This is a genomic window from Pseudoalteromonas sp. OOF1S-7 (assembly GCF_022347765.1).
Lineage (GTDB): Bacteria > Pseudomonadota > Gammaproteobacteria > Enterobacterales > Alteromonadaceae > Pseudoalteromonas.
This window is the reverse complement of record NZ_JAKRFZ010000009.1, coordinates 59,193-70,199: the sequence shown is the minus strand read 5'-3', so window position 1 is coordinate 70,199 and position 11,007 is coordinate 59,193. Positions and strand designations below refer to the sequence as shown.

At 50.0% G+C, this 11,007-nt stretch carries 8 protein-coding genes; 4 read left to right on the top strand and 4 right to left on the bottom strand.

All coding sequences use genetic code 11. From position 1 onward, the window contains the following. Positions 1-30: 30 nt before the first annotated feature. Positions 31-951, top strand: a complete 921-nt coding sequence (locus MHN33_RS13985) for an alpha/beta hydrolase (RefSeq protein ID WP_239398598.1) — start codon at positions 31-33, stop codon at positions 949-951. An 80-nt stretch (positions 952-1,031) separates the two neighbouring features. Here MHN33_RS13985 and MHN33_RS13980 read toward each other — a convergent pair whose 3' ends face one another. The 4 genes from MHN33_RS13980 to MHN33_RS13965 all read right to left on the bottom strand — a co-directional run bounded on the left by MHN33_RS13980 (position 1,032) and on the right by MHN33_RS13965 (position 6,020). After that, the gene (locus MHN33_RS13980; RefSeq protein WP_239398596.1) at positions 1,032-2,864 is read right to left on the bottom strand and encodes a PKD domain-containing protein; all 1,833 of its coding nucleotides are present in this window, start codon (positions 2,862-2,864) and stop codon (positions 1,032-1,034) included. A gap of 470 nt (positions 2,865-3,334) precedes the next feature. After that, positions 3,335-4,498: a hypothetical protein gene (locus tag MHN33_RS13975; protein WP_239398594.1), complete on the bottom strand. Its 1,164-nt coding sequence runs from the start codon at positions 4,496-4,498 to the stop codon at positions 3,335-3,337. Positions 4,499-5,042: 544 nt separating this feature from the next. Next, positions 5,043-5,180, bottom strand: a complete 138-nt coding sequence (locus MHN33_RS13970) for a hypothetical protein (RefSeq protein ID WP_239398592.1) — start codon at positions 5,178-5,180, stop codon at positions 5,043-5,045. 507 nt (positions 5,181-5,687) lie between these two features. Continuing rightward, positions 5,688-6,020 (bottom strand): helix-turn-helix transcriptional regulator, encoded by a 333-nt coding sequence (locus MHN33_RS13965; protein WP_239398590.1) that lies wholly within the window; start codon positions 6,018-6,020, stop codon positions 5,688-5,690. Between the two features lie 530 nt (positions 6,021-6,550). On the opposite strand from MHN33_RS13965, the gene MHN33_RS13960 reads away from it, so the two are divergent. The 3 genes from MHN33_RS13960 (at position 6,551) to MHN33_RS13950 (ending at position 10,993) form a co-directional block, all read left to right on the top strand. After that, complete coding sequence (locus tag MHN33_RS13960; RefSeq protein WP_239398588.1) at positions 6,551-8,680, top strand: calcium-binding protein; 2,130 nt, start codon at positions 6,551-6,553, stop codon at positions 8,678-8,680. A gap of 296 nt (positions 8,681-8,976) precedes the next feature. Beyond that, positions 8,977-10,221 (top strand): HlyD family efflux transporter periplasmic adaptor subunit, encoded by a 1,245-nt coding sequence (locus MHN33_RS13955; protein ID WP_239398586.1) that lies wholly within the window; start codon positions 8,977-8,979, stop codon positions 10,219-10,221. 55 nt (positions 10,222-10,276) lie between these two features. Continuing rightward, positions 10,277-10,993, top strand: a complete 717-nt coding sequence (locus MHN33_RS13950; protein WP_239398584.1) for an ABC transporter ATP-binding protein — start codon at positions 10,277-10,279, stop codon at positions 10,991-10,993. Positions 10,994-11,007 lie beyond the last annotated feature (14 nt).

The following is an 11,007-nucleotide window of genomic DNA, read 5'->3' as shown; positions in this document are numbered from 1 at the left end:
TAATGTGTGCAGTACAGCGGGAGTACGTCTATGACCAGTTTGACTCTGGAACCGGGTATCAAAAAGATCGTCAGTGAATTTATTAGCGCGGGCTGCCCATCGGTCCGGTCGTTATCAATTGCCGAGCGACGCCAGGGTTACCTGGACAGCGTAGAGCTGGCCGGAGCGTGTGAACCTGTTTGTCAGTGCACGGATATAGAGATACATGGTTTGATGCTCCGTATATACCGACCGTCTGCACAGGGCATACTACCGGTTGCTATATATTTTCATGGCGGGTGCTTTGTCAGTGGCGGGTTTGAGACCCATGAACAACAACTGAGCAAACTGGCTAATCTCTCAGGGGCGATGGTGATCGCCATCAGGTATCGGCTTGCTCCTGAGCATGTCTATCCGGCTGCACATGATGATGCATTTAATGCGGCGCAGCTGATCCGTCAGCACTGTGCACAATGGGATGGTGACCCCGACAATATCAGTCTGATCGGCGACAGTGCGGGCGGTCATTTGAGCTTAGTAACGGCCTTACGGTTAAAAGAAAAAGCAGACTGGCTGCCTGCCAGGCAGATACTGATTTATCCGATGCTGGATGCCACAACCTCAAGTCGAAGTTATCAGGAGTACGGTACGCATTACGTTATTACCAAAGAGGCGCTCGAATCGGGTTACGAGCTGTATTTTAAACAGGTATCTCGTACACATCCAGAAGCAAGCCCATTATTCAGATCTGACCTGGCTGGACTGCCGGAAACACATATCATTACAGCCCAGTTTGATCCCCTGGTAGATGAGGGAGAGCAGCTCTACCGCACCTTACTGGAAGCCGGTGTACCTGTACAGTGTCGGCGCTACCTGGGTGTGATCCATGGCTTTTTTCAACTGTCAGCGATTAGCAGGGCAGCCAGAGAGTCGATTGCACAGGTGGCCGGTTTGATCCGAGTTCAGTCTTAAATTGCGTGCTAAGGAGATAGCGTGACAGAACGAAAAAGGCAGCGGATGCTGCCTTTTAGGGAGAAAAGTTTAAAACCGGATTACTGGTAATCTGCAACCAGACTCAGACCTGAGTATGCGTTGTAGGCACGAATACCCACCCAGTAGCGACCTGCACCATCGTTTTGCGTACAGTTCTCAGTGTTACCCCAGCGATATGGACGGCAGTCATAAGTCGTCGTTGTTGGTTGCTCACCTTTACGTACATATAAATCCGCATCACCGCTGCCACCTGAGATATCAAAGGTGATATTCGTCGCGCCAGCAGGTACGTCGAAGTAGAAGTAAGTCATCTCACCACGTGCTGCCGACAGATCTGTTTTGGCAACACCTTTTTGCAGCTGATCTTCACCACCCGGGCCATATACAGGCACTTCTTTAGTTGTGGTTGCGGTTGCGCCGGTGTTGTCTGTGATGGTCAGTGATACTGTGTAGTTGCCCGCTGCGGCATAAGTGTGGTTGACCGTTGCACCGAACCCAGTGCCGCTGTCACCATAGCTCCACTCATACTGAGAGATAGCACCATTTGGTGAGCTGGATGCGCTGCCGTCAAAGCTACACGCCAGTTCAGTACAGCTGGCCGTGAAGTCTGCTGTTGGCGTTGGCTCATTGTTATTGTCGCCATCCGGAATGCCATTGAAGTGGCTTGATACTTGTGGCCAGATCTTGCTGATCTTAACGCCCTGGTTCGTACAGCCACCGAAGTGGTGCAGTGCAATCACTTTGTTGCTTGCTGCCGCCAGTACCGGCGAACCAGAAGAACCACCTATGGTATCGCAGTAGTAGCCCATGTCTGTGCCAGTGCCACGACCATTTGCTGTGACCACGTCAGCCTGACACAGGCCATTGCTGTTCTGATCGGATTCAATCGCCAGCTCTTTCGGGTTACCTGAACCGTGCTGAGGAATGTAGATACGCTCGCCCTGAGTTGCATCGCGAACATCCAGGCCAAAGTAACCAAACGGCTGTGCTTTGTTGAACTCGTTGATGGTGAACAGGGTGTAGTCGAGCGTGTAGTCAGAAGACAGGAAGTCTTTACCTGTTACTTTAACGACAGTCTCAAGGTTTGAGCCATTACAACTGGTGTGCTGATAGTTGAACCACACCTCAGTATTCGCCAGCTCAGACGCCGAACCCACGCAGTGTTCGTTGGTGAACATGCGGTTGTCCGGGCCAACACGCCAGCCGGTACACAGGCCGCTGCCGTTCATCAATAGGCGGGCAACCGGGCGTGTACGCTCAAATTCAGTTGGGTTTGAACCTGCCCAGCACTGCACGTCACGGCGTTCATTCACACCACATGTCGACTCAATGCCCACGTCAGTTGACGCGTTCATGGCTTCCATCATCGGCGTGTTTTCTGTGCCGTGGTCGTAGAAATCGATCACTGCTGGCATGATGGCCTGCGTCGAAATTTGCGCTGCGTCAGACGCTGTACCTGGGGTGTATTCAACCACTGCGGTGTCGGCAGAGATAGACATGGCAGAGAAGCTGCTCACGCCGTCATCGCCCAGCTTGCTGTTAACCGTTGCGGCACGCATATTCGCTTCGGTGTACTCGTAACGCTCGCTGCCATCAGCGGAGCGGACAACCAGTTTTCCGCCATTGGCCAGATTAACATTTTTGAAGTGTAGTTTGATGTAGCTGGCATCAGGGTGGCTGATAGTACGGGTGATAACCGTGCTGCCTGTGCTGCTTAGCGTGGCAAATTCCTGACCGAGCGAAATATTAGCATCGGCACGGGCACCAATGATGGCCTTGCTGGCCTTACTGGTGTATTGCATCATTTGTGCTTCTGTCAGTGGCGCGGTGTTTTGAGCCAGTGCTGCGGTGGAGAGCAAGCCTAGCGCAGAGACAAGATAGGTTAGTTTCATTGTTGTTCCTTTTCACTTGTTGTTGAATGATTTTTTTAGAATAAAAAGTTATTGAATATATTTCGCACAGGTACAAAGGTAATCACAAAATTCGTCGTTGTAAAGAAAGTGATAACAAAAAATTAATTAAGTAAATCATCACTCCCTTTTTAGACGCTGTATAGTCACACAATTGGGGCCGAAATTTTTATTCCGTGCGGGAATATGCTGATATTTATTCTCAAATCATGAAAGAAAAGCGGATAAGTTTAGCAAAATGCTTTAACTTAACTGAATTTCACGGAATTTTCTTGATCATGTCGACAGCTGGGATCATGCCTCAAATTGCCGATTTAAAATTAACAAAGACATTACATGTTCACCGGCATCGGGCCAATAGCATGTAATAGTGAAGTAATAACAGGGGGAGGGTGAGGCGCTGGCACTCAATAAAAGTCACGTGAGCTCAGATAGTCACAGGGTGGCAGTGCTTACCGCTCGGCCAGTGACTGTAACATGGCGTGTTTGGCGGTGAATACCCGGCTTTTTTCCGGATCTGACGTTTTTTCTATCGCCAGCTCCAGGAGCTGACGGGCTGTGTCAAGGTCACCTTGCAGATAACTGATCTTGGCCAGTTCAAAATAAGGTTCGGGCAGGTAAGGGGTTTGCTTCACCACCTTAGCCAGGATGCGGGAGGCCTTATTCAGGTGGCCTTTGGCAATGGCGCTGCGGGCATTCATCAGAAAGTCGAATGGGGTTTTCGCCTCTGTGAGGAGCTGCTGTTCAAGCTGGTCGATGAGGGCCGTGGCCTGCTGTTCTCTGGCCAGCACCAGATAGTTCGACAGCAAGTTGTGGCTGATCAGGCGATGTTCCAGCGCATACTGGTAAATGATTTCTGCACTTTGCCTGTCACCCGCCCTGCGGTGCAAAACCGCTGCGATATTGATCAGTTCGGGGTCATCCGGTGCATAGCTTCGGGCACGTAAAATACGCGCGGCACCCAGATCAAAGTCCTCTGCCAGCATGGCCTTCACCGCCAGGTTGGCGTAGAACTTCGCCACCAGATCTCTGTACTGGGCTGAGGCAACAAAAATGGCATCCTGAGCGGGGAAATAATCAATAACAGTGCCGGGTCGCACCAGGGTGATCCAGTCTTCGTTTTCCGGCTCCTCAGGCGCCAGCAGCTTGGTTTTAAAGTGTGAGGAGATCAGTATGGTGTCGGCCACCTGCTGATACACAGGTGCCGAGGCCACTTTGCGATAGCGAGTATCTATACCGGCCACAAAAGCATAGGCCTGAGTGAGCACAGCCAGCGAAATACAATTGCCGCCGCCGTGTTGTAACGACTCGGTAGCGCTGTAGGTTTCGCCGCGATAGTGAAACTCATCAAGCTGGTCGTGCAGGTAGTCATAAATGGCTCGGTCGCCGCGTGTCCCGGCGGCAACCTGTTGCTGGTAAAAGTTCAGAAAGGCCTGCTGTTCTTGCGCTGGCAAGGCAAAAATCGACTGCTCATCAATCACCGCAACGGGGTTAAACAGGGCGTGATTAAAGGGCATATCAGGACGAGGCGACGGTGTAACCGGGCGATTTTCAGTGCTGGCACAGGCGCTGAGCAGCACAGAAAACAAGCAAAGCAGCCACAGGCGAACGGGCATAAAGACTCCTTAAAACACGCGTTCAGCGTGTCCGTGTGGTCGTGGTTCTTGTTATTATTTTTACCCGACTTTACACTTATCCCGGCGATCTGCCAACGGGTTTATGGGTAGCTGGATAAGATGCGCAGGCACTGGCTGCTTTAAGCCGCTATCCCGTATTTGAAAAGGGCGCCGTTCAGTGGCCACCGCAAATAGTCGCCCGTAATGAATACGGGCGCAGCGTGACGACAAGCCTTAAAATGCTGCTCTGTCATTGCGACAGAGAGTTGATATTGGCGTGACTTACAGCCACGCCGGGCTGTCTGCGATGAATAAATTAATAATCTGCTTGTTTAGTCTTTATCGGGTTTTTTGTCTTTTCCCCAAAAAAGGTGGGGCGGTGCTACTCTGGGTAGGGTCGCTCTATCTGCATCTCCAAAGCCTCCACCCATAATTTGAACCAATGAAACACGTTCAATGACTCTCATCGTCTGCTCCCTTCTTTTTGCCTTTGGCTAGCAAATTCTTAGTTAGGTCTATGAATTAATTAATAAAGCAATTCAAATTAACCAGGCAAGGTAGTTTTTTTCTTTTTATCTTCAAGCACTAAATTAACTGATCGAGGTAATTGGGGTTTGCCTTCTCCTCCAGGGACTATTCCACCTTTGATAGTATTAAGAATGTTATTTTTAATTTCTTTCATATACGAGCTCTCCTTTTGAGCGCATTGATCTAATCATAAAAGTAAACAGCGCTAGTGTATCTAAAATATGAAACGTATATTGAGCAGGGGACCACAAATGATGATATATAAATGGATAGTTGAGCACTTCATAATAATACAACTGGATTTCTATCCATATTGAAGCGTTCAAGAGCATAGAACAGAAAATAATAATGCAAACTGCACATTCGGGTATCGTAAGGCAATAGCGCTCTCTAGCCTTTTTGAAAAAAGTAAGCTTTGTTGTTCTGTACACTAAACCAGCGAGCACCCCTCGCGTCAATATTAGAAATAAAAAGAATGTATTCAATGCAAGACACCACAAGTAATAATGTCTAGTCCATTGTATAGCTATAGGGTTGAACGTAACATCAACAAGCTGGAAAAAGCTAAGTAGTAAAAACATCCACCTAGCGTTGTAGTCTCTCCATGTAAGTACTAACCCTATAAAAACAGCAGAGGAAAGTATCATATCAACAATATGCATCAGTCTTCTCCCTTGTCTTCTGCGTTTGGTTCCATAGGTGGCTCTTTCTGTAGCGGTTTTTTCGTTGTTCTTCTTTCTGCGTTATCGGCCAGCAGACCAAAAAAGCTTTTCCAGTCTTTCCCGAAGATCATCAGGATATCCAGCAGCTGTTCCAGATCCATAATGGTTTTACCACTTTCCCAGTTTGAGATAGTGGACTGATCAACCGGGACGGACATTTTTTTGGCCAGCTCTGCTTGCGACATTTTTTGCTGTATTCGCAGAGTGCGCATTGACGCCTGAATGTCCCGTCGGGCGCTGTTTAGCCAGTTCAATCTTTGACGTGTATTCATTGTACATCCGTATATGAATATTAAAACAGTGAGGTTACATTTTGTTTCTTATTATTTTACCGGGTGTAATTTAACAGCTGTTTAAAAAATGTAAAGTGTCAATGTGTTGATTTGTACCCGAAAAATTTTTGGCTGCTGGCCTAAATGTTTGCTTTGTTTACATGTGCTTAGGTATAAATGATGGGTTATTTAGGGTTTTTTCTTCAGCCTGACAGCTTAATTGCTTGACGGTATTTACGTACTTTATGAATCGGTTCATAAAGCGCTTATTCAGTTATGTAAACAAATAAACGCCTGGGTGGTGGTTTTTTTGATCTGTGAAGCTTTTTTCAACTCTCCATATGCCATGGTGAAAGTGTGAATAACATGGCGTGATTTGCATGGTGTTGTTGTCCGTGCGCTTACCCGTTGACAGTAAAACTCATCCTTATTACCCAGTCTGAGTCCATAGTGATTGCACAATTGTGGCTTATAACTTCCCTCATCCAGATTTCTTTGCGCATATCTTTACTTAACTCATGGAGACTAACATGGTGGTTTATCAAAAGGCACTACTGGCAGCGGCACTGTCGCTGACCCTGTTGCCAAACAACGCGCTTGCCACGCGGCTGGCTGCGCCAGGCGCCTACTGTAATGGCCTGGATCGGACCCAGATAGACATTGGCGAGCATGTTGAAAATCAATATATGATTTACCTGGCACTGAGCCCCAAGCTGGCTGACACCGCATTGACCGTGAGGGGAACTCAGACTTCTATTGTGGTTTCGTACAATGGCCGCTGTGAAGTGCTCAACGGCACTAGCTATAACGGGCTGCACGTGAACCTGCCGGACAGTGGTGAATATTACAATGGTGCGAACCTGGACTTTCATCAGCAGGTGTTTGGTGGTGAAGGGAACGACACCATTCTCACCGGCAATAAAGTCGATTACGTGTATGGCAATGGCGGTAATGATCAGATCCATACTTTTAGGGATTATGAGCGCGTGGATGGCGGTGCCGGTGCTGACTGTGTTGAAGAAGGGGATGAAGGCACTATTTCGAGTCGCTTCGAAAACGTGGAATCCACCAGTTGTGCTAACTATGCACCGGCCAGTTGTGAAGGCCTGGACCGTGCAAAAATTGCCGTTGCCGATGATAACTCCTTAAACCCGTATATGAACTACCTGTCGGTGTCACCGAATGTAAGTGGTGAGAAGCTGACCGCCGAAGGCGATGATGCGCTGGTAACTGTGTATTACGCTGGCAGCTGTGAAACCTTTGATGTGAGCAGTCACAATGGTTTTCAGGTCAACCTGGCCGACAGTGGTGAAGAATACGACGGCACGGCGCTGAACTGGCACCAGCTGGTATACGGTGGTGATGGCAATGACACCATTTTAACCGGCAATAAAGTGGATTATGTGTATGCCGGCAAAGGCGATGACATCATTTACACTTATGGTGACTTCGAAAAAGTAGATGGTGGCACAGGTATGGACTGTCTGACCGAAGGGTCAAACGGCAGTATCCAGAGTAATATCAGTGGTATTGAGCAATATTCCTGTACGCCGGTGGGCAATGTACCGGACAGCCTGACTGCCGCATACGAGCGTTGTCATACTCAGACTGGTAGCTTTGACAGTGAGCTGAACAATGGGGTGTGGAAACTGCGTGCGCTCGACAACAATCTTACCCTGTTTGTGGAAGAGCACGATGAGTATGTGTTTGCTTACTCAGCAGGCTACCAGCACTGCGCATTCAGTAATGCCGTAGAAGAAGTAGAGGTGCAGTTGTCAAACGGCAACGATACCCTGTCGGCAACTGGTGTGGGTCGCGATATGACAGTGTATGGCCTCAATGGGAATGACACCATCCAGACGGGTCGGGGCAATGACCTGATCTTTGGCGGTGACGGCAAAGATCAGATCCGCGCAGGCGATGGTAACGACTGGGTTGCCGGTGGTTCTGAGATTGAGACTGATCACGATGGTGTGGTACATCGGGTTCGTATCAGCGGTTACAACAATGATGGCGCCGACGATATCAAAGGTGAAAACGGCGATGATGTGCTATTCGGTAACCGGGATGGCGACAATATCTCGGGTGGTGACGGGGAAGACATCATCTTTGGTAATGATGGTAACAAAGACCGCCTGTCTGGTAATTCAGGGGCCGATATCATTGTTGACTCCGGCGGTGGTTCATGGGGCAACCGGGCTAAATCCTGGGGTGGCAGTGGTCAGGATATTCTGGTGTGTGAACGCGGCCATTGTGAGCTCAGTGGCGGCGGCAGCAAAGACTTTTTAGCAGCAATTTCGACCTATTCAGATATTGGTCTGTATGGCGGCGGTGGCGGCGATATTCTCTTCGTACGCGGTGATGAGATCCCATCCGGCACCGGTGGCAGTGGTAACGACGTCATCTATAACGAGTGGAATGATCGTGACATCAGTGGCTACGTGAGCAGTGCCAAGCATAGATCAGGCTACTTTGACCGTGCGGTACGTAAAGCCGGCAGTGGCATGTCATCACGTCATGAAGAAGTGCTCAGACTGAAGCAATTCTACAATGAGAAAGGCTACAGTGAGTTTAAAGGTCGCATTGCTGATCTGGTTGACGAAGACACCTTTGCAGCCTGGCTGAACAACCGCAGTAAGAGTGTATACGACTTACAATAGGTTTCATAAATCGCATTTCAATTACTTAGGGCCTGTAAAAGGACCCGTCCCGAGCAAAGGGGAAGTCTGTGACTTCCCCTTTTTTCTTGTCTTGGCGGTGAACTGCAAACCCACACAACCCAGCTCAGTTATCGGGCTCAGTAAGCAACCACAATGCCCGTTCCAATTCCGGACCAATTGTCCGATCCTGCCGAAACTTGTCGTAGAAAAATATTAACTTTTTGATTTTATGGGGATAAAAATTTGGCACGAAACTGGCTCCAGGCGTTACTGAGTGAACATATACGGAGCTGAGAATGGATTTAATCAAACCGCCAGAACCCACCAGTTACTGGCGACGCTGGCAATGGGGGGGCGTGCCAGTCATTTTGCTGATCGGATCCTGGCTACTGGGAACCGGTGAGCCGATCACCCGGCTGGCCCGCCAGGATGTGTTGATCGCAACCGTGGAATACGGACCGCTGGCCATAGGTGTGGACAGTTTTGGGGTGCTTCGTAGTGCTGAGCAGCACCTGCTCAGTGTAGAGAGCGATGCCGTGGTGAAACACATTCACCTTAAAGCCGGGGCTGCAGTTAAGGTGGGAGACGTGATTGCCACACTCGACAATCCGGATCTGTCACTGGCCGTGGCGCAGGCACAACAGGCCCGGCAAGACAGCGATATGGCATTGCAGCAGCTGACGCTCAATCAGCAGCGAGAATTTTTGAGTGAACAAACCTTGCTGGACAAACTGACAGGTGATCTGGCAACGGCACGGTTGAGAGAGCAGGCAGAACAGGGGCTGGCAGAAAAAGGGATTATTTCACAGCTGGCCTTTGCTCAGACTCGCTCGCGGGTGGCCAACTTAGCTCGCCAACGGGACAGCGCACAGCAGCGCCTGGCGCAGTTAAAAAAGCTCCATGCCAGTGCGCAGCAGCTGGCATCACAACGCATTGCGATTCGGCGTCAGGAGTTGGCGCGCAGCCGTGCCAGGCTGGCTGCGCTGACCGTCACTGCACCGGTTTCCGGTATTCTGGAGCGTATGCCACTGGCTGTTGGCCAGCGCCTTAAGGTGGGTGATGAAGCCGCGTTGATAGGCAGCCAGACTCGCCTGCTGGCTGAACTGCGGGTCGCGCAATCTCAGGTGCAAAAAGTGCAGCCCGGGCAGGCGGTAACGGTGCGGATCCGCGATCAGCAGGTGCCAGGCACTGTGAAGCGGATTGATCCTGTGGTGGTTGAAAACAGTGTGAAGGTTGAAGTGGCATTGCCCCGGACATTACCCAAAGCCGCCCGACCTATGCTCAGCATTGATGCCAGCATCACAGTGGCTGAGCTGGAACAGGCGTTGTATATCCGTCGTCCGGCCAATGTGCGCGAGCAGCAGAGCGCACAGCTGTACCGGCTTGCAGAGGATGGCTCTACTGAGCTGAAAACAGTGCACTTTGGAGCACTGGCTGGTCGTTACGTGGTGATTGAACAGGGTGCAAAACACAATCAGCGCTGGATTATTTCCGATTTGAGTAGCCTGGCACAACAGGGCGTGCAGGTCGCACTGAATTAAAGCTTTAAGGGTCAACTATGGCACAATGGGGTGCCGGTTTGTCAGCGGGGAAAGTATGACACAGATAATAGAAATGAAGCACATCAGTAAAGTGTTCGAAACCGAAGAACTACAGACACATGCGCTGCGACAGGTGAGTTTGAGTATCGAACAGGGAGAATTTGTATCCATCTCTGGCCCATCCGGGTGTGGTAAATCCACTTTGCTGTCCATCATGGGTTTACTGGATGAAGCAAGCAACGGGCAATATCTTATCCAGGGAACCGAGGTGGGGACATTGACCGCGGATCAGCGCGCGGAGTTAAGGAATCGCCATATTGGGTTTATTTTCCAGTCTTTTAATCTGATCGACGAATTGTCGGTGTTTAATAATGTGGCGCTGCCGCTGCGCTATAGCACCACCCGGTTGTCGCGTGATGAAGTGCAAAGTCGTGTGCAAAATTGTCTGGATAAGGTGGGCTTGTCGCATCGCGCTGCGCATAAGCCCGATCAACTCTCTGGTGGGCAGCAGCAGCGGGTCGCTATTGCCCGGGCACTGGTTGCCAACCCCAGTATTTTACTGGTGGATGAGCCAACCGGAAACCTGGATTCGAAAAGCGGTGATGCGGTGATGCAGTTGATCGCACAGCTGCATCAGCAGGGCACCACCATTTGTATGGTGACACATGACCCCAGATATGCCGACATGGCTTCTCGGCAGATCCGCCTGCTGGATGGTGAGATAGTGGGCAGCAGCCACATGCGTGATAGTGCACGCAGTGCAATTGCCTGAGGGAGTGCACCAAG

What these genes read in the sequence shown, in the direction of transcription:
- MHN33_RS13985 (WP_239398598.1), top strand. Translation starts at nt 31, where the DNA reads ATGACCAGTTTGACTCTGGAACCGGGTATCAAAAAGATCGTCAGTGAA.
- MHN33_RS13980 (WP_239398596.1), bottom strand. Translation starts at nt 2,864, where the DNA reads ATGAAACTAACCTATCTTGTCTCTGCGCTAGGCTTGCTCTCCACCGCA.
- MHN33_RS13975 (WP_239398594.1), bottom strand. Translation starts at nt 4,498, where the DNA reads ATGCCCGTTCGCCTGTGGCTGCTTTGCTTGTTTTCTGTGCTGCTCAGC.
- MHN33_RS13970 (WP_239398592.1), bottom strand. Translation starts at nt 5,180, where the DNA reads ATGAAAGAAATTAAAAATAACATTCTTAATACTATCAAAGGTGGAATA.
- MHN33_RS13965 (WP_239398590.1), bottom strand. Translation starts at nt 6,020, where the DNA reads ATGAATACACGTCAAAGATTGAACTGGCTAAACAGCGCCCGACGGGAC.
- MHN33_RS13960 (WP_239398588.1), top strand. Translation starts at nt 6,551, where the DNA reads ATGGTGGTTTATCAAAAGGCACTACTGGCAGCGGCACTGTCGCTGACC.
- MHN33_RS13955 (WP_239398586.1), top strand. Translation starts at nt 8,977, where the DNA reads ATGGATTTAATCAAACCGCCAGAACCCACCAGTTACTGGCGACGCTGG.
- MHN33_RS13950 (WP_239398584.1), top strand. Translation starts at nt 10,277, where the DNA reads ATGACACAGATAATAGAAATGAAGCACATCAGTAAAGTGTTCGAAACC.